This is a genomic window from Amycolatopsis sp. NPDC005003 (assembly GCF_053600695.1).
Genome location: NZ_JBSGAI010000084.1, coordinates 1 through 23,254, shown reverse-complemented (window position 1 = coordinate 23,254; position 23,254 = coordinate 1). Strand labels below are relative to the sequence as shown.

General features: G+C 70.5%; 19 protein-coding genes. 14 read left to right on the top strand and 5 right to left on the bottom strand.

What is annotated here, in order from left to right:
* The 4 genes from ACWED2_RS46590 to ACWED2_RS46575 form a co-directional block, all read left to right on the top strand.
* Positions 1 to 3,326, top strand: a 3,326-nt coding sequence (locus tag ACWED2_RS46590; RefSeq protein ID WP_449696946.1) for a hypothetical protein, incomplete at its 5' end; no start/stop codon positions are given.
* A gap of 268 nt (positions 3,327 to 3,594) precedes the next feature.
* On the top strand, positions 3,595 to 4,809 hold the full coding sequence (locus tag ACWED2_RS46585; RefSeq protein WP_449696945.1) for a hypothetical protein: 1,215 nt from the start codon (positions 3,595 to 3,597) through the stop codon (positions 4,807 to 4,809).
* Between the two features lie 30 nt (positions 4,810 to 4,839).
* Positions 4,840 to 5,982, top strand: coding sequence for a sensor histidine kinase (locus tag ACWED2_RS46580; protein WP_449696944.1), 1,143 nt, complete (start codon positions 4,840 to 4,842; stop codon positions 5,980 to 5,982).
* On the top strand, positions 5,948 to 6,571 hold the full coding sequence (locus tag ACWED2_RS46575) for a LuxR C-terminal-related transcriptional regulator (protein ID WP_449696943.1): 624 nt from the start codon (positions 5,948 to 5,950) through the stop codon (positions 6,569 to 6,571). Before ACWED2_RS46580 ends, ACWED2_RS46575 begins: the two co-directional genes overlap by 35 nt.
* A gap of 65 nt (positions 6,572 to 6,636) precedes the next feature.
* Here ACWED2_RS46575 and ACWED2_RS46570 read toward each other — a convergent pair whose 3' ends face one another.
* The gene (locus ACWED2_RS46570; protein ID WP_449696942.1) at positions 6,637 to 7,239 is read right to left on the bottom strand and encodes a hypothetical protein; all 603 of its coding nucleotides are present in this window, start codon (positions 7,237 to 7,239) and stop codon (positions 6,637 to 6,639) included.
* A gap of 300 nt (positions 7,240 to 7,539) precedes the next feature.
* On the bottom strand, positions 7,540 to 8,169 hold the full coding sequence (locus ACWED2_RS46565) for a TetR/AcrR family transcriptional regulator (protein ID WP_449696941.1): 630 nt from the start codon (positions 8,167 to 8,169) through the stop codon (positions 7,540 to 7,542).
* A gap of 91 nt (positions 8,170 to 8,260) precedes the next feature.
* Between ACWED2_RS46565 and ACWED2_RS46560 the strand changes: the two genes are divergently transcribed.
* Positions 8,261 to 8,905 (top strand): NmrA family NAD(P)-binding protein, encoded by a 645-nt coding sequence (locus ACWED2_RS46560; RefSeq protein ID WP_449696940.1) that lies wholly within the window; start codon positions 8,261 to 8,263, stop codon positions 8,903 to 8,905.
* A gap of 301 nt (positions 8,906 to 9,206) precedes the next feature.
* Here ACWED2_RS46560 and ACWED2_RS46555 read toward each other — a convergent pair whose 3' ends face one another.
* On the bottom strand, positions 9,207 to 9,581 hold the full coding sequence (locus ACWED2_RS46555) for a VOC family protein (protein ID WP_449696939.1): 375 nt from the start codon (positions 9,579 to 9,581) through the stop codon (positions 9,207 to 9,209).
* A 105-nt stretch (positions 9,582 to 9,686) separates the two neighbouring features.
* Between ACWED2_RS46555 and ACWED2_RS46550 the strand changes: the two genes are divergently transcribed.
* From ACWED2_RS46550 to ACWED2_RS46525, 6 genes are all read left to right on the top strand, one after another.
* Complete coding sequence (locus ACWED2_RS46550; protein ID WP_449696938.1) at positions 9,687 to 10,280, top strand: TetR/AcrR family transcriptional regulator; 594 nt, start codon at positions 9,687 to 9,689, stop codon at positions 10,278 to 10,280.
* A 278-nt stretch (positions 10,281 to 10,558) separates the two neighbouring features.
* Positions 10,559 to 11,785: a cytochrome P450 family protein gene (locus tag ACWED2_RS46545; RefSeq protein ID WP_449696937.1), complete on the top strand. Its 1,227-nt coding sequence runs from the start codon at positions 10,559 to 10,561 to the stop codon at positions 11,783 to 11,785.
* Between the two features lie 335 nt (positions 11,786 to 12,120).
* Positions 12,121 to 14,529: a hypothetical protein gene (locus ACWED2_RS46540; RefSeq protein WP_449696936.1), complete on the top strand. Its 2,409-nt coding sequence runs from the start codon at positions 12,121 to 12,123 to the stop codon at positions 14,527 to 14,529.
* 5 nt (positions 14,530 to 14,534) lie between these two features.
* Positions 14,535 to 15,002, top strand: coding sequence for a hypothetical protein (locus tag ACWED2_RS46535; RefSeq protein WP_449696935.1), 468 nt, complete (start codon positions 14,535 to 14,537; stop codon positions 15,000 to 15,002).
* A gap of 151 nt (positions 15,003 to 15,153) precedes the next feature.
* Positions 15,154 to 16,059: a DUF1963 domain-containing protein gene (locus ACWED2_RS46530; protein WP_449696934.1), complete on the top strand. Its 906-nt coding sequence runs from the start codon at positions 15,154 to 15,156 to the stop codon at positions 16,057 to 16,059.
* Between the two features lie 108 nt (positions 16,060 to 16,167).
* Positions 16,168 to 16,992 carry an SCO6745 family protein gene (locus ACWED2_RS46525; protein WP_449696933.1) on the top strand — a complete coding sequence of 275 codons (825 nt, stop codon included), beginning with the start codon at positions 16,168 to 16,170 and terminating at the stop codon, positions 16,990 to 16,992.
* 106 nt (positions 16,993 to 17,098) lie between these two features.
* Here ACWED2_RS46525 and ACWED2_RS46520 read toward each other — a convergent pair whose 3' ends face one another.
* Both ACWED2_RS46520 and ACWED2_RS46515 read right to left on the bottom strand, forming a co-directional pair.
* Positions 17,099 to 17,542: an SRPBCC family protein gene (locus tag ACWED2_RS46520; protein WP_449696932.1), complete on the bottom strand. Its 444-nt coding sequence runs from the start codon at positions 17,540 to 17,542 to the stop codon at positions 17,099 to 17,101.
* A gap of 125 nt (positions 17,543 to 17,667) precedes the next feature.
* Positions 17,668 to 20,346: an AAA family ATPase gene (locus ACWED2_RS46515; protein WP_449696931.1), complete on the bottom strand. Its 2,679-nt coding sequence runs from the start codon at positions 20,344 to 20,346 to the stop codon at positions 17,668 to 17,670.
* A 213-nt stretch (positions 20,347 to 20,559) separates the two neighbouring features.
* On the opposite strand from ACWED2_RS46515, the gene ACWED2_RS46510 reads away from it, so the two are divergent.
* The 3 genes from ACWED2_RS46510 to ACWED2_RS46500 are packed head-to-tail and all read left to right on the top strand — an operon-like array spanning position 20,560 to position 23,192.
* Entirely contained in the window at positions 20,560 to 21,912 is a 1,353-nt protein-coding gene (locus tag ACWED2_RS46510) for an MFS transporter (RefSeq protein WP_449696930.1), read from the top strand.
* Between the two features lie 32 nt (positions 21,913 to 21,944).
* Positions 21,945 to 22,820 carry an SDR family oxidoreductase gene (locus ACWED2_RS46505; protein ID WP_449696929.1) on the top strand — a complete coding sequence of 292 codons (876 nt, stop codon included), beginning with the start codon at positions 21,945 to 21,947 and terminating at the stop codon, positions 22,818 to 22,820.
* Positions 22,821 to 22,853: 33 nt separating this feature from the next.
* The gene (locus ACWED2_RS46500; protein WP_449696928.1) at positions 22,854 to 23,192 is read left to right on the top strand and encodes a Dabb family protein; all 339 of its coding nucleotides are present in this window, start codon (positions 22,854 to 22,856) and stop codon (positions 23,190 to 23,192) included.
* Positions 23,193 to 23,254: the final 62 nt, after the last annotated feature.

Sequence of the window (23,254 nt, the reverse complement as noted above, 5' to 3'; positions counted from 1 at the left end):
TGTCGCTGGCGGGCGAGATCGCCGGGGCGGCGATCGACCCGTTCGGGTACCTGATGTCGTCGGTGGCGTCGTTCCTGATGGAACACGTGCAGCCGTTGAAGGACATGCTCGATTCGGTGGCCGGGAATCCACCGGTGATCCAATCCTACGCCGACACGTGGGGGAATGTGTCGAAGGCGCTGGGCGAGCGCAAGGCGGATTTCGACAATGCGGTGAAGAACGGCACGTCCGGGTGGTCCGGTGAGGGCGCCGAGGCGTATCGCAAGTTCGCGGCCGAGCACAGCGAGGCCCTGTCCGGCGCCGCGACGGTGGCCGGCGCGATCAGCACGGTCACGATGATCATGGGCCAGATCGTCTCGTTCGTCCGCGAGACGGTCCGGCAGCTGATCGCGGACCTGGTCGGGAAGCTGATCTCGTGGGTGATGGAGGAGGTGTTTTCCCTCGGCTTCGGCACGCCGGTGGTGGTCGCGCAGGCGTCGGCGGCGATCGCGAAGTGGGGGAAGAAGATCGGTGAGCTGCTGAAGAAGCTGACCGACACGATCCGCAAGGTGTCGCCGCTGCTGGGCAAGCTCGTGGACATCTTCGGGAAGATCGCGAAGGTGTTCGGCAAGGCGCTGGGCAAGGTCAGCGGGCTGGACGGCCTGAAGGTCAAGGAGGGCGGCTTCGTCCGCAAAATCCCGAAGGAGGGCGGCGGGCCGCACACCCGCGCCCACGGCGACGGCGGCTCGTCCGGGGACGGGGATGGCGGCTCACCAGGTGATTCCGGGAGCAGCCGCGGAGATTCGGACGGGCCGGATTCCTCGCCGGAATCGGCTCCGGGGCGGGACGGATCCGGCTCGTCCACGGGAGACGGCTCGCCTTCGCAAGCCCCGGACACGAGTTCCTCGCCCGGCCACGCCGGGACTTCGCGCGCCGGGGACAGCCCGTCGCCGGCTCGTGCGGGTGACAACGGCCCTTCGGCCGCCCGGGCCGGGGACGACACGCCCACCCACACCGGGGACAACAGCCCCGCACCCACCCGAGCAGGCGACGACACGCCCTCGCACGGCGGAGATCCCACCCCCTCACCCACCCGCGCAGGCGACAACGCACCTCCGCACGCAGGAGATTCGAGCCCCTCGCCCACCCGTGCGGGCGACAGCACCCCAGCACCGACCCGCGCTGGCGAAAACACACCCCCACACACGGGAGACTCCAACCCCGCACCCACCCACGCAGGCAACAACACACCCCCTCACACCGGAGACTCCAACCCCGCACCCATCCGGGCCGACGACAGCAACCCGGCCCCCGGGTCCTCGCCCGGCTCGCACTCCGGGACCGATACCCCCGCCGGCGCCGCGCCTCCTCGGGCGGAGAGCACCGCCTCCGCCAGCGGCACCGCCCCCACCGCCCCGCGCACCGGCGAGCCCGGGACCTCGTTCCCGTCCCCGCGCGGTGGGGATGGTGCTTCCTCCGGCATCCCGCCCCAGAGCGCCTCGCCCATGAGCAGCGGAACGTCGCCCGGCGGCACCCCCGGTTCTCCGCGCACCGGCGGCGGCGCGGGCTGGACCGGCACCCCCGGCACGCGCACCCCTCACGTCGACGCGCCCGGCCGGCCCCGTACCGGCGGTGAACTGCCCCGTCCACGGACTCCGGATGCGCCCGCGCCCGCCGCCCGGGGGTTGCACGCCCCCGGCGCCCGGCCGCACGAAAACGGCCCCGGCCCGCACCACAACGGCCCACACGACAACCGCGTCGCCCCGCACGACGGCACCCCCGGCCACCACGACCCGGACGGCGCCACCCCGCACCACGACCCCCTCACCCCCGACGAAGTCAACGCCCGCCACGCCGAAAGCACCCCCTCCGGCAGCTCCTACCACGCCGGCGACCCCGCCATGGGCGACCTCCCCCACCGCGTCCACCCCGACCCCGACGGCCGCTACACCGTCGACGTGCACGTCACCCCCGACGGCCACGCCCGCATCGGCAACCGCCTCTACACCCCCGAAGAATTCGCCGACATCCTCCGCCGCAACGGCGACTACGACGGCCGTCCCGTCCGGCTCATCGGGTGCGATGCCGGCTCCAACGACTTCGCCCACCGGCTCTCCCGCGAGCTCGACACCGAAGTGCTCGCCCCCACCCGGCCCGCCTGGACCGATTCCCACGGCCGCGTCTTCTCTTCCGGCTACGAAATCGGTCCCGACGGCCGCATGCGCCCCCGCATCCCGCCCGACGGCGAGTGGAACACCCACCGCCCCGACGGCACCACCCACCGCGCCGGCGACGACGGCTTCGTGCCAGGTACCCACGACGCCGGCAAGCACGATCTCGACGCCGATGACGCGCGGGCCCGCGGGGACGACGACGCCGCCGAGGCGCACAAGAAGAAGATCCACGACGAGCTCGTCAAGAAGCTCAACCGGCACGACGAAGACGCCAAGAAACTGCTCGCCAAGTACTGGGAACAGGCCGAAGGGAACGACCGGATCATTCGCCGCAAACGGACGAACGCCGAGCACGAGGGCGTCGAGCTGCCCGTGCTCCGCCGCAACGCCGACGGCGACTACGAGATCCACCAGCCCGCCGACCCGAGGGACAACGTCCCTAGCGAGCCGAAGAAGGGCGCCCGGTGGGTCGGCGGCCGCGACAGCGCGCCCCCGGAACTGCTGGAGGACGCCGACATCCTGGCGGCCGGCCGCCCGCACATCTGGTCCTATCTGGACGAAGCCAACCACGCGGTCAAGGGCGACTTCAAGCCGGGCAGCGACTTCAAGCCGGAGCTGGACGAGTTCGACCAGGCTGGGTTCAACGACGTGCAGAGCAACCACTGGAACAACAAGCTGGGCGAGCTGGCCGCCGACCACGCCGTGCTCGACGGGCTCCACCAGCCCGAGTTCGTCGCCCGTCCCCTGGAGCGGGTGGACGTGCCCGACCGGGGCGCCCACCATTTCGACCGGGTTTACAAGGACGCCGACGGCAACTATGTGATCGTCGAAGCGAAAGGCCCCTCGGCCGATCTCAAGGGCAACGGCGGGTACCAGCAGGGACACCCGGAATACGTCCGGAACATCTGCGCCAAGATGATCGCGCGGGGCGAGCCCGAGGCGGCCCACGCGCACAAGATCCTGGAGCAGCTCGACAGCAAGAAGCTGCGCTACTTCTCCGTGCACGCCCAGGTCGACAAGCCCGATTTGAGCCGGTACACCGACGAGCAGCTGCGCGCGATGCCGGCCGCCGAGCGCCCCGCCGACCGCTATGCCGGTTACGTCGCCAAGGAGTACGACCTCACCATCACGACGAAGAAGCCGACTTCACCGCCGTCCGCCGACGGGGCGTGACCATCACGGCCGGACCGCGGTCAAGCGCCTGGACGCGGCTCGGCTCCGCGACAGGCCGAGGCCAGCGCCGACGGACTGACGCAAGTTCGTCTACAGTGGACAGCTGCCGTGATGGATGGGTCCGGTTCAGGCAGCCGGCCGTGGGAGCGACTCGCCGTGGTCGGAAGGAGCACTGGATGGCCGTGGCGCCACCATGCGGTGTGGAGTTGCCGCACAGCGTCCATCCAGGGTAGTGCGGTCGGCCCGGTGAAACCGTAAACTTGGCTCTGTGGGGGCAAACTCCGCTTTGGGCGCCGGTGCCGGGCAGCGCGTGCTCGCGGACATCATGGGAGCTCAGGTCGCGTGGTGGAACCTCGGTTTCACGGTCCGGCGGGCCGTGGTGCGGGAGGCCCGCCGGGGAAGGCGATTTCCTGATCCGGACGTGTGGGAGGTGTCCGCCGGCTGGGCACGGCAGTGGCTGACGGCGCCGCGGTGGTGGCGGCTGGTTCGAAGCGTCGGCGCAACAGTCCTCGTCACCCTCGGCCTGACCGGATTCGCCGCGGTGCTGGGCGAGGTGGACGGGATCACCGCACTGAGCGGCGCGGTGACCGGGTGCCTGCCGTTGGCCGCCGGGTGGTCCTGGCGGCAGGCACGCATCGCCCGGATGCTCGCCGCACAGGACCCCGGTCTGCGGCTCGGTCCGCTGCCCGCGCGGAGGTTGGTCGTTCGCACGGTCCTGGTGCTGCTCGCGGTCGGTGCGGCGGTGAGCGCGACCATCACCGCCATCGCGGACGAGCGGTCCGCCAGGTACGACTGCCCCGCGTTTGCCGTCGATGCGCCCGTACACGACTGGTGGTTGCGCCGAGGCGGCCGCGTTGCGGTCGGCTGCCCGGCCGCCGACACCCGCACGGCCGGCGTGAGCGTGCGCTACACGCCGTGGACTCCGATGGTCGGCAACCAGTTCGGGTGGAGCGAGGTGGTGTACGCCGCCCCGTCGGAAGAGCCGATCACGATGTTCGCCCCGATCTTCACCGCGTGGATCGCCGCCGGCGGCCCAACCGGGGTGCTCGGCCGGCCAACCGGCGGCAACGTGGAAGACACTACCGTCGCGTACGTGAACTTCCACGGCGGCGCCATCGTCCTGACCGCCGACGGCGGCCCGGAGGTCCACATCGGACAGCAGTACTCCCGCCGGGCCCGCGACCTCGGCAGCCCCTGTGCGGTGCGCGATCGCCCGTGCATCACCACGGCTTACGCCGATGCCGACGGGATCCACGTCGGCTGGCGGTATGGTGCCGCGGACGCTTTCAACATCACCTGGCAGCCGGCCGACGGCCCGCCGTGGTCGGGCCGGCACCGTGAGGTGGCCGGCTTCGAAGTCACCTTGCCCGGCATACAGCCGGCGACGACCTACCTGATCTCGGTCCAGGCCTGTGACAAGCGTTTCCTGAGCCGGTCCACCTGCACGTGGCCGCCCGACCAAGTTGTCGTCCGGGCCGGCTAGATGCCGACGGAACCCAGGCATCCGGCACCCATGCTGCTGGTACTCGGCCTGCGCTGGCTGGCGTTCGGCTGGATGCTGGTGGTGGCGTTCGCCGGCGGTCAGATCCAGCGGCCGGTCGAGGCCGTCGTCGCACTGATCGGCACCGGGTGCTGGACAGCCTGGCTGACGACGGCCGCAGTGCGGCGAATGCGGCTCGTGCTCGCCGCCGATCTGGCCATGGCCGTGGCCTTGATCATGGTGTATGGCCGGGTGTATCCGGCGCACGCGGTGCTGACCGACCATTCGTCGTTCATGGGTGCGTATCCGGCCGCGGCGGTCGCGGCGTGGGGGGTCGTCCGCGGGATACGGGGTGGGCTGGCCGCCGGGGCGGTGCTCGGTCTGAGCTTGCCGTTCGCTTACGCCGCCAATGAGGTCGCGGTTGCCGGCCTGTCGTTCCTGCAGCTGTTGACCATGGTCGGCTGGGGGCTGTCGTACGTGCTGCTGGGTGGCGCGGTGGGCGTCGCCGCCGGTCAGCTCGACCAGTTGCGCGAGCAGGCCATCCGGCAGGGCGAGCGGACTGCGCGGATGGTCGAACGGGAGCGGCTTGCCGCGCGGATCCACGACGACGTGCTGCAGAACCTGGGCCGGCTTCGGGCCCGGATCGGGGAACTGTCCGCCGCGCCCGCGCTGACCGCGGTGGCCGAGGGGATCGCCCGGCAGGAGGCGGCGCTGCGCGGTCTGGCGCGCTCCGATCCCGACCCGGTTCCGGCCGGCGTTGTGTCACTGCGCGACCGGCTGGCCGAGCTCGCCGAACGGTACGACGAGCTCCCGGTCCGCCTGGTGACGAGCGGCCCGGTCCGGTTGCCGGCTGCCGTGGCGGGCGACATCGTTGCCACGGTTGCGGAACTGCTGACCAACGTCGTCAAACACGCACGGGCGCAACGGGTTTGGCTCACCGTGTTGCACGATCGCGGTGACGTCACGGTGAGCGTCCGAGACGACGGCGTGGGGTTCGAGCCCGGCCGCGACACGAACGGTCTCGGCCTGCGACTTTCGGTCCGGGCTCGGGTGGAACGCCTCGGCGGACAGGTCCGCATCCGCAGCCGCTCCGGCCAGGGCACCGAAGTGGAGCTACGCATCCCCGGAGGGAGAGGTGATCATGCCGGGAAACCCTGTCCGGTTGCTGATCGTTGAGGACCACCCGATCACGCGCGACGGTGTCCGAACCGGACTCGAGCGCGATGGCCGGGTGACGGTCGTGGGTGAGGCCGCTGACGTGCCGGCCGCGTGCCGGCTGGCCGACCGGCTCCGACCCGATGTCGCGCTCGTCGACCTGCGGCTGGGCCCCGGGGCGGGAAGCGGCGTCGAGGTCATCGGTTACCTGCGCACCCACTGGCCTGATCTGCGGATTCTCGTGTTTTCCCAGGGAGAACCCGCGGAGTTCCTGGCCGCCGTCCGCGCCGGGGCACATGGCTGCGTCAGCAAGGCGACCACCGCCGCGGAGTTGACCGCGGCGGTGGAGGCCGTGCTCACCGGCCCGGTCCTGCCCGCCGATCTCGCCGCCCACCTGATCGGCGAACTGCACGAACCGTCCCGCCCGCTCACCACCCGGGAACGGGATGTGCTGCGCTGCCTGGCAAAGGGCTACGACAACCGCGAGATCGCCGACGAACTGCACATCGCCGTCCGCACGGTCAACCGCCACCTGGAAAACATCCGCGCCAAGCTCGGCCACCACCGCCGCTCCGCGCTCATCCGCGTCGCCCGCGACCATCACCCCTGATTTTCGCAGGGGTTTCCGAACCATCCGCCGCCGGACGGCCGGCGTGGTGAGGCCGGCCCACCCCGTCAGTTGCCGATCACCCGTGCGTCGGCCAGTTCCGCGTAGGCCTCGTCGAGCTTCGCGACAGCCTGCTGGCGGTACGCGGCTCCGCCACCGGTCCAGTCGTTGAGCGCGAGCTGGATGTACCCGACGCCGGCGGAGATGTCCTGAGCGGCGGCCTGCAGCCACGGCACCGGCTGTGGCTTGACGGTACCGAGCTCGTCCATGAAACCGACCTGCGCCGGGAACGGCCGGGTGCCCGGAGTCGCCTGGGCGGCCTGGGTGAACTGGTCGAACGCCCTGGCCCGCAACTGAGCCCGCTGCGCCGGGTCGAGGGTGCGTCCCGCGCTGCTGAGATCACCCAGCCCCAGCGCTATCTGCCGGCCCACGATTTCTTGCGGGTCCGGCAGCCAGTTGACCGCCAGGCCGCACCGCGGGCACCCCAGATCCCAGTTCCAGTTGATGGCCAACGGAACGCAGATCTCCTGCCCTCTCCACTTGAAGCACCACGGCGCCGTGGGGTCGGCGGAGGCCGGTGTCGCCGCGCCGACCATGGCCACCGCGGCCAGCGCGGCCGCACCCAGCGCGATCAGTCCTCTGCGGACCCAACCCATCTCGTCACGTCTCATGAGTTCTCATGGTTCTGCCCGGCGGCATCGGGCGCAAGCGACCGGATTTTCCCATGTGCGCATGGGTATTCTTACCCACAGACGGACTCCGCACGAAGCTTGCGCTTGCCGGAAACACCTACCGGTCGTCTCCGACTGAGCGGGGTCGGAGCTGGGACGCGCCGACATCTACTGGGGTCCCCGAGCCGCAGCATGGTGCTGTTCGCGGTCATCCGCGCCCGCGTGCGGGGCCGCGGCCGCCACCGCGCCACTCGGCCGGCCTGCATCCGGTCTGACCGTTCCCGGCCGCTGTCGTCGCCGTCAGGCAGGCGGTCGCGGCGCCGTGAACCAGCGGTCGAGTTCGTCGAGGACGTTTTCGATCATCGGGTAGAGGCCGTCGGAGATCGCCTCTTGGCTCTGGCCCTCGACGGTGCGGCGGCCGGCTTCACCGATGATGACCCGGAACACTCCGGCCAGTGCGATCCCCTGCAGGTTGGCGATCTCCGACGGGATCTCGGTCGTGTCGCCGATGGCCTCGGCGATGGCCTCGGCCTGACGGTCGGGCAGCTCCAGCGCCAGCCGGTGGACGGCCGGGCTGATGGCCGCCAGGTGCCCGAGTTCGCCGCGCCAGAGCTCCGGCGGGATGCGGCGGATCCCGGTGACGGAGTCGAGGACGAAGGCGCGGACGGCGGCCGCCGGGCTCGTGCCGGCCGGCCGGTCGCGGACGAGGTCGCACAGCCGTTGCCGGATCTGCTCTTCGCGGTCGGTGACCAGCTGTTCCTTGGTCCGGAAGTAGTTGTAGATCGTCTGTTCGGCGACTTCGGCTTCGCGCGCGACGTCGCTGACGGACACGTGTTCGTAGCCGTGCTCGGCGAACAGGCGGGCTGCCGTGTCCGCGATGAGCCGGCGGGTGCGCGCCTTCTTGCGCTCGCGAAGTCCGAGACTCGACACCTCCGCAGACTATCAGCGACGGTCCAAGTTTGGAGTGTGTACCATTTTTGTAGTCAACTACATGTTTACGGCCGGGACACAGCTGATGATCTTGATCACGACTGCCGGCAAGGTGGGCGCGGAGGCGGCCCGGCTGCTCGCCGAGCGCGGGGAAAGAGTTCGGGTCTTGGTACGCAACCTCGAAAAGGCGGCTGCTCTGGCGCGGTCGGAGGTGGAGGTGGTCGCCGGTGATCTGGGGGTCCCGGCGACCGTCGACGCGGCGATGCGCGGGGTTTCCTCCGTGGTGCTGGTCAGCCCGGCGATACCCGCCCAGGAGCTGAACGTCGTCGACAGCGCGGTCCGGGCCGACGTCGGGCACGTCGTGAAGGTGACCAGCAAGGCGTCGGCGGACTCGCCGATCGCCCGGCGGCGCGGCCAGGCCGAGATCGAGAACGGGTTGATCGCGTCCGGGCTGGGCTACACGTTGTTGCGCAACAACGCCTACATGCAGAACTTCTTCATGTCGGCCCCGGCGATCGCCAAGGGGAGCAGCTTCGGCTCGGCCGCCGGCGACGGCCGCCTCGGCATGATCGACGCGCGGGACGTCGCCGCCGTCGCCGCGGAAATCGCCCTCGCCCCGGCTTCGCACGAGGGGAAGACCTACTGGCCGACCGGCCCGCGACTTCGAACAGTTCGTCACCGACCACATCGCGATCTTCTCGTGAAGGCCTGTATCGCAGCGGGCATCACCCACTGACTTTCCACCACAACCAAGAGGTTCCGCGATGTCGTCGCACCATCACGCCCCCTACCCCGCCACCACCTTCCCGCCTCGGGAGGCCTTCGTCGCCAACAAGGACGACGCGCCCGCGTACTGGTTCTACGACACCCTGTGGGTAATCTTGGCCGACATCCACCAGACCGGCGGCTCGTTCTCGGTCATCGAACAGTGGATGCGTGCCGGAGACGGTTACGCCCCTGGCGGCGTCTCCCTCAGCACCAACACCTGGGCACCGCACCCCAGCGCTGAGGCGGACCCGGCCCGATTTCACACTCGATCAGTGTCCGGTGGAGTAGATGTTGATGAGGTTGCCGTCGGGGTCGCGCAGGAGCATCGACCGGTTTCCCCATGGCTGGTCGGTGGGTTCCTGGACCCAGGCGGTGACCTGGTCGCCCAGGCGGGCGCGTTCGGCGTCGACGTCGTCGACCTCGAATTCGAGGATGGCGGATCGGTTGGCGGCGGCCACGGCGGCGTTGTTGTTGAAACGCTTGACCGCCGCGCTGTCGGCCAGCGCGATGATGCCGCCGTCGGTGTGCAGTTCGGCGTAGTCGGACCCGAAGGGGGTCACCGGCTCGGTGTTGGTGAGCGTGGAGTAGAAAGCGGTCAGGGCGGGCAGGTCATCGGTGACGAGGCGTACTGAGGCGAGCTTCAAGGCGTTCTCCTGGCTGCTCCCGGCGAGCCGGACCGTCCGGCTCCACGAAACAGTACGGTACAGTACCGTACTGTTTCGGTGCGGAGAAGGAACGGAGATCACCACGTGGCCCGATCCGGGGACTTCGTCGACGTTCGAGTCCAGCGGTCCAAGGCGGCGGTGCTCGCCCAGACGTACGAGTTGCTCTCGGCGGGTGGCATCGGCGGTGTCAGCATCGACGAGGTGTCACGGCGCTCGGGCGTGTCCAAGACCACGATCTACCGGCACTGGCCGTCGCGGGCCGCGCTGCTGGTCGAGGCGTGCTCGACCATCGGGTCGGCGCCCGCGGTTCCCGACACGGGCAGCTTCGGCGGGGATCTCGTCGCCTTGACCGAGGCGTTGGCCGAGCAGCTGCGGAGCGCCCGGTGGGCGGCGGTCTTGCCCTCCATCGTGGACGCCGCCGAGCGCGACCCCGAGCTGGCCGGGCTCCACGCGGATCTGCACGCCCGGTTGATGGCTCCGTTCGGCGTGGTGACCGAACGCGCGCGAGCCCGCGGCGAGCTCGCCGCGGATCGCGGGCCGGCCGACGTCACCGCCGCCGTCGCCGGCCCGCTGTTCTACCGTCGCTGGTTCTCCCGCGAGCCGCTCGACGCCGCGTTCGTCGCGCGCGTGGTCGAGGACGCCCTCGGCCATCTGAGCGTCCGAACCCGTTCGACCTGAGAGGCGGGCGCCGTCGCGGGGCTCGGCCGCGTGGCGATCTCGGCCACCGTCAGCCTGAGCCAGGCGTAGGTCTGCGCCCCGGTCCTCGCGATATCTTCACGACGCGCTTGCGAAACAAGGACGAAACAACGCGCGGCTTTTCGCGTAAACCGCCTTACTGCAGACGACGGCCGCCACCTTCCCAAAAGGCCGAACCCCTTCATTTCACCTTGCCTGCCGGCGGCAAGAAGAGAAATCTTGCCGTCATTCGAGGACAACCGGCACCTCCTGGAGATCACATGCCGCTCACCGAACGCAGGCTGTCCCTCGACAATCCCGTCCATGAATGCGATCCCGCGTCGGAGACGTTCGTCGAGGCCGCGGAACTGCGGCGATACGGCCAGGTCGTGCCCGTGACGCTGTTCGGCGGGGTCCGGACGTGGATCACCACCTCGGCCGAGGCGAGCAGGACGATCATGGAGGCGAACCCGGACATCGGCAAGGACCCGGCCCACTGGGCGGCACTGCAGCGTGGCGAGATCCCCGCTTCCTGGCCGTTCCTCACGTTGATCACCGAGAAGAGCATGTTCAACGCCGACGGCGCCGACCACCTGCGACTGCGCAGGCTGCTCGGCCACGCCTTCACCCAGAAACGGATCGCCACCGTCGTCCCGCGGTTGACCGCGATCGCCGACGAACTGCTCGACGGCCTCGCCGGCGACGGCCCGGTCGACCTGAAGACCACTTACGCCTATCCCCTGCCGATGCGCACGATCTGCGAATTCTTCGGGATCACCGACCCGGAGGAGCAGGACGAGCTGCGTGACGAGTACGCCACGATGTTCGACGCGGTCGCCACCCCCGACGAACGGACCCGCGCGGCAACCGCCCTCGAAGCCACCCTCGTCCGGCACATCGAGGACAAACGCCAACACCCCGACGATCGCCTCACCAGCACCCTCATCGACATCCACGAACTGGACGGCGACCGGCTCACCGAAGCGGAACTGCTCGGCACCCTGCACCTCATCCTCGCCGCGGGGCACGAAACCACCGTCAACGCCATCACCAACACCGTCGTCGCACTCCTCACCCACCCCGACCAGCTCGCACTCCTGCGCGAAGGCCGGCGACCGTGGTCGTCCACAGTGGACGCCGGGCTGCGCTGGGACGTGCCGCTCAAATGCGTCTACATGCGCTATACCCTGCGCGACACCGACATCTGTGGCACCACCATCCCCGCGGGCGAACCGATCGCCACCATGATCGCGGGCGCCCAACGCAACAGCGACGCCGCCGACGCACGCTTCGACATCACGAGCGACGACCGCGGCCACATCGGCTTCGGCGCGGGCCCCCACTTCTGCCTCGGCGCACCACTGGCCCGACAGGAGATCACCATCGGCCTGGAACGGCTCTTCACCCGGTACCCGAACCTGCGCCTCGCTGTCGAACCGGACCAACTGACCCACATCATCTCGCCCGCGATCAACGGACTGACCACCCTGCCACTGCACCTCACCTGAGCACGCCGACCAGTGGCAGTGTCCGGGTCAGTGGCGCCGGCGTGGGCAGCGACCGCAAGGCGTGGTTCACCGCCAACCATGCGCAACGGCACATCAACCTTGCCCATCCATTGCCGCAGACCGGACTCGTCGCAGCAGCCAGCCGGCCCGGCACGCCACCCCGCACGCACTGTCTTGCCGATGAGGACGTGCCGCCGGGATCCGCCCCACCTCCGCTACCGCGTTCGCACCGGCCGTACGGGACCGGTTCGCTGCCCGTGGCGCTGCCCCAACGGGCAGCCGGCCCTCGGCCGTCCGGTGGACACTGGAGTGATGCTCGACGAAGGCGACCGCTGGTGCAGCACGAGCAGCACTCCTCCGCGCTGAGGGGTGCCTCCGAGCCGGGCCCGCGTGAACGCCGGGCCCGGTCGCCGCACACCGTCCTGCCGCCCCGGCCGCTCGCGCTCGGTTCGGCCGCCGTCGTCGGGCTGCAGCGGTCGGTGGGGAACGCGGTCGTGTCGCGGATGATCGGCGGGTCGCCGGCCGGCCTGCAGCGGGCGTGTGGGCCGGGGTGCACCGACTGCTCGGCGTGCGCGGAGAAGAACGAAGACGAGCTGCCGGCGCAGCGCGTACCGGAGGTCCAGCGCGACGGCGAAACGTCGGAGGGCGATCCTTCGCTGGTCGCGAAGCTCGAGCGCGAGATCGAGGCCGTGACGGGGGACGCCGAGCAGGACGGCGATCTCGGCTTGCGGGCCAACGCCAACCGCGCGTCGCTGCTGCTGCGCTTCCGGGCGCATCCCAGGTTCGAGACGCCGGCGCAGGTCGACGAGTTCATCGACCGGGCGCGTCAACTGGCCAGAACCGAAATGGACACGCTCACCGCGTTGGGGCCCGCCGGCGCCGAGCTGGCGATGGCGACGACACCGAAAGGTTTTCCGCTCACCTGGTCCGGCCGGGTCCACGCCGCGCTCACCCTCGGCATCGATCCGGCCGCCGTCCTCGCCGAGCTGCAGCCGAAGCTCGTGGCTCTCACCACCCAGGCGAACGAGCTGCCGCCACGGCTGGTGGACAAGGGACTCCCGGTTCCCCTCGCGGAGCTGGCCGGGCTGAGCCGGTTCGGGCTGCGCCTCGCCCACACCCAGCTGCCCGGGGGCGACGCCGTCGGTGACTTCGCCCGTGCCACGGCCCGCTGGGCCCAGCTGCGGTTCTACGGGAACTTCGCCTTCACGTGGGAAGGCATCGTGAACCAGGTGGCCGAAGCGGTCGCCGACGGCACGTACGTCCCGAAATTCCACGATTACCAGGACTTCGTCCAGAACAAGCAGCGGATCCTGCGTGACCTGCCGGCGCGCTCCGCCGAGCGGCTCGCCATGTCGGAGGCCGAGCTGCAGGCCATCCAGACCGAGTCGCTGGGGCTGGCCGACGCCGCACTGCTGGCTGGTATGGGCGGCGGGTTGTCGGCGCTGCTGGGCATTCTCAGTGGCTGGTCGCAGGGTTCGGACCTGTTCGACACGGCGTTGGCCGCCACGGACGCGCGGATCGGCGGGGCGGGCGACGGCGAGCGGGTCGCGATGGCGTTCCGCTGGCTGGTGGCCGCCGGATACGCGGGCGGGGCGATGGGCGAGGTCCTGGACGGGCTGATCGCGAACGGCCCGGAGATCCTCAAGGAACTCGCTCTCATCGTCGTGCTGCAGATGATCCCGTTCGTCGACGTCGCGGTCGACGTCTACCTGATGGTCAAGCTCGGCGCGGACGTGCTGAGCCAGCTCGTCGAGCTGGGCGACGCGTTCCGCGACGTGCTGGCCGCGCGCACGGCCGTCGCGATGCAGCACGCGGCGGGCCGGATGGCCAGGGTGCTCGCCGCGGGCGGGTCTCAGATCCTCCTCCAGCTGGCCACGATGGGCGTGGCGAGAGGCGTCCGCGCGCTGCGCGCCCGCTCGGAGCGGATCCGGGCCGCCAACCCCGCGCTGAGCGAGGAACAGGCCATGCGGCAAGCGATGCGCGAAGCCCCCAAGGCCGAGCGGGCGCCGCTGGAGGCGACGCTGAGCCCCTGGGAGCAGTCCCTCAACGAAGAGACGCAGGCGCTGCTCCGGGAGCGCCCCGATCTGCGCCGCCAGTTCCGGGAGATGGATCCGCGCGTGCGCAACGTCCTGACCCGGTGCGCGAGTCCGTGCATCCCGACGACGGCCACGGCGGCGCAGGTGCAGACCATCCAGACCCTGCTCGGACGGCTGCGCAACCTCAACGCCACCGACGAGCTGCTCCTGAAGGAGCACTTCCACGCCGGGCGGGCCGATCTCGATACCGCGATCTCGCGGGTGTCCGGGGCGAGCAACGCGGCCCATCTGCGCAAGCTGCTCCGCGAATCCGCGGTTGCCCGCTCGTCGGTGCCCAAGGTACTCGCTCCGCTGACCGACGTTCCGGGGCACGGTTTCCCGGGCCGGTGGGGCGATCCGGCGTCGCCCTCCTACGGGCATTCCTACAAGGAGCACGGTGCCCACCTCGACAGCAACGACTTCCGGAACCGGGCGATGAGCGTGCGCAAGAGCGGCCGCCGGGTGCCGGACGGCCAGTTCTACGACAACGCCCTGATCGTCGAGGCGGAGCGACGCGCGCCGGCCACCCCGGGCGCCCACGACGTCGACATGTTCCGCCCGGTGGGCCGGGTTTTCCAGCCGGACGGCAGCGTGGTCAGCGACGTGCAACGCGTCCGCGTGGTGCGCTTGGCCAACGGGTCGATCGACTCCAGCTTCCCGATACTGTGACCTCGATGGTGCCCTTCTCGATCACCGCCGGCTGGGAGCCGCGCGGGACGCCACGCGCGTACCGCGACGAGGACGTCGCGCTGTGGAGCGAGGAAATGCGCGCGCTGTTCCGGTTCGTGGCCGAGTACGAAGGGCCGCTGACCCTCCACTTCGGCGACCTCGCGATCCGGCTCGACCTGGACGACCTTCCCTACCCCTACCCGCACCTGGACGAGCTCTTCACCGCGCTGGACGTCGACGGCCGGGAAGCGGACCTGTACTTCGCCGCCCAGGGCACGGAACTCCGCCTCGCGCTGCGCCGAACCGGCGACATCGTGACGGTCCGGTTCCACCCCGGCCGCTCCGCACCGGCCGAGTTCGCCCCTCTGGCCGGCCAGAGCGTGGCCGTCGACCTAGGCAGCTTCATCGGTGCCTGGATCGATCTTCGCGCGCGAGTACGCGCCGCGATGACCCGGCAACGAAGCACCGAGTGACCCGGCTCCGGTGCCCGAGGTCCGGACCAGCCGCATCGGTGGGTGCCAAAAGTCGGTCACCGCCGTGTGCACGGAGCGTTCCCATCCGGCATCGGAGGTCATGGAGCCCTCGGAACCGGACGAACCGGCGGCTGTGCGAGAGTGCTCGGCCATGAACCATCTCGAACAGCTTCGGAGTACGGCGATCGAGCGCGGCGTCCCGGCCGAAGCGGCCGACCGGATCGGCCGTTTTCTCCGGGTGGCGATCTGGGCGTGCAATGCCAACCGGTACGGCATCGGATCGGCCGAGCGGCACGGTGGCGTGGTCGGACAGAACGGCGGGCTGCCCCGCCTGCCGGCCGGCACGGAATGGCCGTACGCCGACATCAGCGGCCTGGGCCGGTTGCCGCTTCCGTTCATCGCCTCGCTCGACTGCGCGAAGCTGCCTCGGGTCGACGGCCTCGAACTCCCGGCGGACGGGTCGCTGCTGTTCTTCTTGGCGCACGAGCACGCGCTGCACGCGGACGACGAGCACGAGTTCGCCCGGGTCGTCCACCTTCCGGCCGGCGCCGCCACCGTGCAGGTTCACCAGCCACCGCCCCACGACGACGACTGGTTCGAAGCGGGTTTCCTCCGGCCGCAGTCCGACCTCGTCGCTCTGGTCCAGCCGGAGATGCCGGGCTGGTTCGACGAACCCGAGAACCTCGAGTTCGAGTCGGACGTCGTCCGGCTGCAGGTCGGCGACACCGCTCACCTCGAAGATCTCCGCACCGTGTTCAAGGAGCTCTGGCCGCAGGTGACGACGGGCGCCGATCTCTACCTCGGCGGCTATTCGATGGAGCTGGGCATCGGCGAAACCGCCGAGTACGGCATGGCGGAGGACTCGATCGCGCACGACGTGCCGGACCGCGACCGGCTCGTGGAGGAGGAGACAACCCGGCTGATGAGCGAGTGGATACCCCTGGCCCAGTTCCAGGTGGCGGACCAGGTCCACGTCGGCCGCTTCCTGATCCGCCACGAAGACCTGGCCGCCCGACGTTTCGACCGGGTTCGGTCGATGACCATGTTCACGGAGTAGACGAGGGCCGAATCGACCCGGAGTGGTCGAATCCGGCCCGCGTCGTTCGACGCCAGGTCGAGAGGTCGCTCACCAGGGCGCCGTCACGACCGCAGGAGATGACGACCGATGCCGCATTCACCGGCCGAGGTCCACCGCATGTTCGAGCTCCTCGAGCCGATCGCGACCATCACCTTCTCCCGGGGGCCGACCGAGGCGTTCCTGGCCCTCGGCATGCGCAACTACCGGGACGGATACTTCGCGGGCCGGGCCGCACCACTGGGGCCGGCATCGGCCGAGGTCGTGCACGCGGTCTTCTACAACTTCGCCAACGGCGAAGTGGCGCGCCACATCCCGTGGGTCTGGGGGAAGACCAGCCCGCAGGAGGCGATCGCCGTGCGCGAGCAAGCCAGTGCCGCCGCGCTGCGGCCGGCGCTCGGAGAACTCGCCGGCTCCCCCGGCCTGGTCCGGGCCGCCGATCTCGCCACCCGAGCAGCCCTCAGCGCACCGACCGAAGGCCGAGCGCTCTACGCCGGGCTCCGGACGCTCGCCGTGCCCGAGGAGCCGGTGGCCAGGCTCTGGCACGCGGCGACGCTCCTGCGCGAGCACCGCGGAGACGGCCACAACGCCGCCCTCCTCGCCCACGGCATCGGCGGCACCGAGGCCCACGTCCTGCTCGCCCTCTCCCTCGGCATGAAGGCGGAGGAGTTCGGCCGGACCCACCACCTCCCCCAGGCGCAGCTGGCCGCCGTCGTCGACGGGCTGCGCGGCCGCGGACTCGTGGACCCCGCCGGCGGTTTCACCGAATCCGGCCGGGACACCGGCAAGCGGATCGAGGCCCTCACCGACGAGCTGGCGACACCGGCGTACGACGTACTCACCACGGATCAACTCGACGAGCTGATCGCGGCGCTCGAGCCGATCGCCGCCGCGGCCCGGGCCATCGACGGCTGAACAGGCCCGGCAGGCACCGACCCCGCCGTCAGCTCGGCCATCGAGGTGCGGGGGCGACGGTGTCGAGGTTTCGGGTGAAGCAGGGAATGACCTGCGCAAACGGTTCTCAGCTTGGGTTTTCCGCCGCCTTCTTCAGGTGGTTGAGCCAGGCGGTGAGGGATTGGTCGAGGGCGGCCCGCATGAACGGGATGTCAGCGCGAACCGGGTCGCCGTCCCAGGATTCCTCCGTGCGTACGCGCACGGCGGAACCGGTCGCGTCGAAAGTCCACAGGTGGATTCCGGTGATTCCGTGGGCGGGGCCGCCCCAGACGATCCGGCGTGGCTCCTCCACTTCGTACACGGTGGACTCGATGTCCAGGCCCCCGGTGCTCCAGCGGAACGTGGTGTCCGTCGTCAGTGGACAGTCGGCCTGTGTGGCGGTGATGTCCGGCTGCCACCGTGGCCAGGATGGCACGTCGGTGTGCAGTTGCCAGACACGGTGCAGCGGTGCGTTGATGACGGTTTCGCGACGGACGACGACCGGTGCGCTCAGGTCGATTTCGGTGCTCATGTGCTCGCCTTCCCTGTCCCGGCGGCCGGTCCTCCGATCGGCTTCGCGGTGACACAAGGGTGCCTGGCGGGCCCGCTGTTCGCGTCGGTGAGAATCGCCTACCCGCGTTCGCGGCCAAGCGGGTACTAGGCGAGGTCCGGGAGGTCTTTGAGCTGCCTGCGGGAGGTGACGCCGAGTTTGCGGAAGACGTTGCGCAGGTGGGCGTCGATGGTGCGGGGGCTGAGGTACAGGTTCGCGGCGACTTCCTTCGTGGTCGCGCCCGCGGCGACCTGTCGCGCGATGTGCGTCTCCTGCATGGTCAGCTGGTCGTACGTGTGCTCGGTGCGGCGGCGGGCCACCTCGCCGGTCGCGCGCAGCTCGTTCGCCGCGCGTTCGGCGAACGCCTCCATGCCGATCTCCGACAGCTGTTCGTGTGCGGTGTGCAGGTGTTCACGTGCGTCGCGGCGGCGGCCCGCGCGGCGCAGCCATTCCCCGTAGCGCAGGTGCGCCCGGGCGCGGTGTGGCGCCAGTGGGCTGCCGGCCAGTCGCTCGATGGCCTCCCGGTGGTCGTCCTCGGCGTCGGTGACGAGCGCTGTCGCGCCGGCGGCGATGCCGCGTGCCGTGCTGGTGCCGGCGGGTTCGGTGCGTTCGACGAGCGAGGCCAGCGCGGAGGTTGCGACGGCCTTCTCCCCGCAGCGGACCGCCGCCTCCACCAGTTCGGGCAGCGCGAAGCCGGAGACGAAGAGATCGCCGGCCTCCGTGGCGTTGGTGGCTGCCTGCAGCGCGTCGTGGTAGTCACCGGTTCCGTTGCCCAGCACGGCGGTGGCCCACTGGACGTTGGTGAGCAGTTGACCGGTGCCACGGCTCTTCGCGTCGGCGAACTCCTCGCGTGCCTCCCGGCGCCTGCCGCGCATCGCCGCCAGGTACACCCTCGGGTACATCTGAGGTACGTCGCCGGCGGCGTCGGCGATCGCTTCCTCTTCGGCGATCGCGGCCATGGCCTTCCCGAAGTCACCGGTGAGCACCGCGGCCAACGCCACTTGCGAAAGGCCGAGACGGATGGTGATCGGCGAGCCGGTGTTCCGCCCGGTCCGCACCAGCCAGTCGACGACCGCGGCGTGCAGGTCGAAGTCCCACAGCTCGCCCGCGAGCACGGTGGTCAGCCCCGGCGCGTGCGTCCAGTCGGCACCCTTGCCGGTGAGGACCCGCTTGAGCACGGGCACGCCTTCGCGGTGTCCCTTGGTGCGCAGCAGGATCAGCCCGTCGAGGAGGTCCGGTTGCTCCGCCGCCGGCGGGGCCGTGCGCGCCGCGTCGAGCACCCGGTCCATGACACCGGTGATCCGGCTGACGGCCATCGCCATCTCCGCCGCGGCCACGAAATATCCGCGCGAACGCGCCGGGTCGTGTTCGGCGAGCCGCCGGGCGGCGCGCAAGATCAGGTCCGGGCCGCTGTCGGCCCCGTCCGCACCGCCGACCAACGCGATCTTCCCGCGCAACAGGTCGACGGACACGTGCCGGAGATCGTCGAGCGACCCGGTGTCGATGCTGGAGAGCAGGTCCGCCGCCGCGTCCGCCGCACCGGTGTCGAGCGTGGCCCGCGCGGCCGCGAGCGTGCGGTCGGTCCGCTTGTCCGGGTCGAGCGAGAGCGCCGCGGCACGTTCGAGGAACGCGGCGGCGGCGCCGGCCCCACCACGCGCCTGCGCACGCGAGGCCGATGCCTCCAACTCGGCGGCGACGTCTTCGTCCGGGCTGGTGGTGGCCTGGGCGCGGTGCCATGCCCGCCGGTCCGGTGCGGTGACCGGATCAGTGACCTCGGCCAAGGCCCGATGTGCCGCGTGCCGCTGGGCGGGTTCGGCCGCCCGGTACACCGCCGAGCGCGCCAGCGGGTGGCAGAACCGTACCCGCGCGTCGAACTCCACCAGCCCGGATGCCGCCGAATCCCGGCTCGCGGCGGGCACGTCGACGTCCAGCAGCTTCGCCGCTGTCCACAGTAGACTCGCGTCTCCGGTCGGTTCCACGCTCGCGAGGATCAGCAGCAGCCGCGCGTCCGCGGGCAGGTCCGCCAGCCTGGCCTGGAAACTCCACTCGATCCGGCTCACGACCGGCGACGGCGTAGGCAGCGCGAAGCCGCCGGCCTTCGGCAACTCGATCAGCGCCAGTGGGTTACCGCGTGCCTCGGCTAGAAGGCGTTCGCGCACCCGCTCGTCGAGCGTCCGGGTCTTCTCCTCGGCCAGCAACGCGCGGGCGTGCGCGTCGTCCAGGCCCTCGACCGTCAGCCCGGGAAGCTCGTCAAAGCCGGGGACGGCTTCCTGGTCGCGAGCGGCGAACACCATCGCGATCGGCTCGGCCACGATGCGCCTCGCCAGGAAAGTCAATGCCTTCGCCGACGCGGTGTCCACCCAGTGCGCGTCGTCGACGAGGCAGAGCAGCGGACGTTCCCTGGCCGCCGTGGCCAGCAGTTCGAGGGCGGCGAGGCCGACGCGGAACACGTCCGGCGCGCCATCGGCCAACCCGAACGCGATCCGGAGCGCGTCGCGGTAGGAGGCGGACAGTTCATCCACGTGTGCCAGCACGGGAAGGCACAGCTGGTGCAGTGCCGCGAACGGGAGCTCGCCCTCGAATTCCGACCCGGACGCACGGATGATCCGGACCTTCCCCGCGGCCGCGTGTTCGACGTGGTCCAGCAGGGCGCTCTTGCCGATGCCAGGTTCCCCACGGACGACGAGCGCACCGCCCTGCCCGCGTTCCGCGGCGGCGATCAACGCCCCGAGGCGACCGGTCTCGTCGTGCCTGCCGACCAGCGAACGAGCGGACTGCGTAGGCATGGTGCCAACGATAGGCGTGGTGCCACCACTACGGCATCAGCTCTCCGGCGATAGGTGAAGGGATCTAGGCAACCGTCACCGACGCGAGCGCGGGCGTACTCACGCGACCATTGCCTCAGCACCTCCTCTGCCAGCCGAAACGATGAATTCACGGGGAAGGACGAAATGATGAGCAGCCTTGTCATGGACCCCGGGGCGGTCACTCGCCCACGGATGTCGCGTGGGGTCGCGATGGCCGGCCTGGCGACCGCCATGTTCCTGGTCGTCCTCGACAGCGCGATGGTGAACCTCGCCGGGCCCACGATCCGTGCGGGCCTCGCGCTCACGGACATCCAGCTGACACTCGTGATCGACAGCTATCTGGTGCCGCTCGCCGGCCTGTTGCTGCTGGGTGGCCGCCTCGCGGACCTGCTCGGCGGCCGGAAGGTGTTCCTGACCGGAATGGGCGCGTACCTGCTGAGCTCGGTCGTGTGCGCGGTCGCGACGAGCGGCGGGATGTTGATCGCCGCCCGGATCGGGCAGGGCATCAGTGCCGCGTTGGTCATGCCTGCCGCGCTCTCGCTCGTGCTCGCTCTGTACCCATCCCGTGGCGAACGTACTCGCGCGATGGGCATCTGGGGCGCCGTCGCCGGTGCCGGCAGTCTGGTCGGTGTCTTCCTCGGTGGCTCGCTGACCGGGACGCTGGGCTGGGAGTCGGTCTTCTGGACCCCGGTGCCGTTAGGCGTCCTCGGAGCCGTCATCGTGTGGCGCTCGGTGCCGTCCGTTCCGGTCCGGTCCGGACACTTCGACACGTTCGGCGCGGTCACGATCACGGCCGGGGTCTCCGCTCTCGCGCTCGGCATGATCTCGGTCCCGGAAGCCGGCTGGGGCTCGCCGCTCGTCCTCGGCGGTATCGCGGCCGGCGTCGCGTTCCTGGTCGCGTTCGTGGGCGTCGAGCGACGCTCCGCGCACCCGCTCGTGCCGCTCGGCGTCTTCGGCCGGAAGCCGGTGGTCCTGGCGAACCTCGTGATGCTGCTGGTCGGCGGCACTCTGACGAGCTTGTTCTTCCTCCTGCCGCCGTACCAGCAAGAGGTGCTCGGGATGAGCCCGCTGGAGACCGGGATGAGCCAGCTCCCCCTCGCCGCCATGATCATCGTGGGCAGCGTGCTCGCGCCGCTGGTCGCGAAGCTGATCGGTCCGGCCCGCGCGCTGCCGGTCTCCCTCGCCGTGCTGCTGGCCGGCCTGCTGTGGCTGGCGTTCGATCTGACGAGCAGCGGGTTCTCCGCGTCGTTGCTGGGCGCGTTCGTGCTGATCGGCGGCGGCTTGGGGCTCAGCGCGGTCAACGCCACCGCGATGTCGGTGCGCGACGCGACCGAAGGTGAGGCCGGCCTGCTCAGCGGACTGATCAGCGCCGCACAGCAGCTGGGCGGCGCCGTCGGGCTCGCCGGTCTCGTCGGGCTCGCCGCCATCAGCACCACCGCCACCGACCGGAGCATCGACTTCACGACCGCGTTCCTGGGTGCGGCCTCGGGCATCATCGTCGCCCTCGTGCTGTCGCTCTTCCCCTCCGGACGAACCCACCGATAACCGCCCCGGCGAAACAGAGAACGGACAACACGATGAACTCGCTGAACACCCCCACCGTGCTCGTGACCGGTGCGACCGGAACGGTCGGCTCCGCCCTGGTACCCGCCCTGCAGGCCCGCGGCGCCACCGTCCGCGCGATGACCCGCAACCCCGGCCGGCCGGCTGCCCACGGGGAGAACACCGAAAACGTCACGGCCGACCTGAACGACCCGGAATCCGTCGCCGCCGCGTTGCAGGGCGTGGACGCGGTCTTCCTCAACAGTCCGTCGGCGGAGGACGCGGCAACGCTGCAAATCCGGTTCGCCGACCTCGCCCGGCAGGCCGGGGTGAGCCGGCTCGTGCTGCTGTCGCAGTACGCGGCACGCGCGGACTCCCCGGTGCGGTTCCTGCGCTGGCACGCCGCGGTCGAAGCCCACGTGCACGAACTGGGCCTGGACCACACGGTGCTGCGCCCCAATCTCTTCATGCAGGGGCTGTTCGGCTTCGCCGGAATGATCGCCGCACAAGGTTTCTTCGCCGCACCGATCGGCGATGCCGCCGTGAGCCTCGTCGACGCGAGGGACATCGCCGAATCCGCCGCTGCCGTGCTGACCGGCACGGGGCACGCCGGCCGCACCTACACGTTGACCGGACCCCGCGCGGTGACGCACGACCAGATCGCCCGCGAACTCTCGATCGCCGTCGGGCGGGACATCACGTTCGTCGACGTCTCCGCGGAGCAGTTCGCCGCCGCGCTGGCGGGAATCGTCCCGCCGTGGCAGCTCGACGGCCTCGTCGAGGACTACGCCCACTACGCCCGAGGTGAAGCCGCCGAGGTGCACACCGCCGTCACGGACCTCACCGGACGGCCCGCACGTGATCTCGCCGATTTCGCACGCGACCACGCGGCGGCCTTCGCATCCGCATGACCCTCAGTGACACCAACGGAAAGGACAGCTTCGATGATTTACCACGGCATTCGTTTCACCCTCAAGCCCGACGTCACGGAGGACGAGGTGGCGGCAGGTCTGGAGGGCATGCGCAGGGCGAGCCGAGCCATCCCGTCCATCAAGTCGTTCGTCGTCGGCCGCGTCTTCGGCGGCGAGCACGATTACGGCGCGATTTCCGTACTCGAGGACGTCGAAGGCTACGACGCCATGATGAACCACCCGGCACACCTCGAAATCGACCGGATCGGACTGCCGCTGGTCGACAGGTTCGAGTCGTTCGACATCTCCGACGACCCGGACCCGAAGCTGGGCGAGAAGCTAGTGCCGTATCAAGCAACGTTGGGTAGGTAATCCGGTCGGCGGATCTTGGAGTTGACGGCGAAGTGGCGCTTGGGGTGGCAGTGGCGGTTGCG